The 876-nt window shown below is 48.6% G+C and carries 1 protein-coding gene; it reads right to left on the bottom strand.

Features of this window, described 5'->3' with window-relative positions; genetic code table 11:
- Positions 1-141: 141 nt before the first annotated feature.
- A partial coding sequence (locus ACTNDI_RS13990) for an ATP-binding protein (protein WP_441101570.1) occupies positions 142-876 on the bottom strand: 735 nt, incomplete at its 5' end.

Raw genomic sequence — 876 nt, 5'->3', positions numbered from 1 at the left:
TGCAAACAGCCACTTTCTGCGGACAGCAGGGCCGCATTTTCCGGACGGTTCGGGCCATATTAAACGGACAGCCTGGGAGATCAGTAGGGCAGAGGGTACTCCGCCCTACTGATCAGTATTGATCGGTGTTCCAGAAGAAAGCTATGCTTTCTCAATCAGTACAGTAAATCCTGTCGTCAGTCTGCGTCTGATTCCGTCAAGCTTACCGTAGCATTCCTTCTCGTCACTCAGCTGATTTCCCCACTCATCTGGAGAATACTGACAGCTGAAGAGTGTGGAGGTGCCAAGGTCATCCCGAAGCTTTATGAGATGATACAGGATCTTGATCCCTTCTTCTGAATACCTGCTTATGGCAAAATCATCAATGAACAGCAGCTGGATCCGTGCATAGTACCTGATCCTTTTGCGGTACTTGTTCAGGTCTTCCTGGCGGTTGAGGACGATCAGTTCGTCTAGCAGGTCACTATAGTCTACGAACTTACAACGGTAATTACGTCTGCATGCTTCCACACAACAGGCAGACAGGAAATAAGACTTGCCGGCACCGGTGACTCCATAGATCCCGACGTTCTGCCGATTCTCAGCGAAATGAAATTTCAGGATCTGTTCAACGGTGGCATCATTGTAGATGCGTCCGTTGCCGGTTTTCAGATTCTCGGCCAAAGCACCTTTATTGATCAGGCTGCTGAGCCGCAGATTTGTTTCAAACCTGTTGTTGAGTGTTTCTATGTACTGAGGTTCCAGAACCTCACGGATGAACTGCAAAGTGGTATAGCTGCCGAATTCAGGGCTTTTAGACAGTTCTGCGAAACGCTGGGCGGCTACCGGCAGGGATAGTGTGTCCAACATCTCATAGATATCAGTAGTCTTATTCTT

The sequence above is a fragment of the Bilifractor sp. HCP3S3_D3 genome (assembly GCF_052063915.1).
Lineage (GTDB): Bacteria > Bacillota > Clostridia > Lachnospirales > Lachnospiraceae > Bilifractor.
This window is presented reverse-complemented; position numbering and strand designations above follow the sequence as displayed.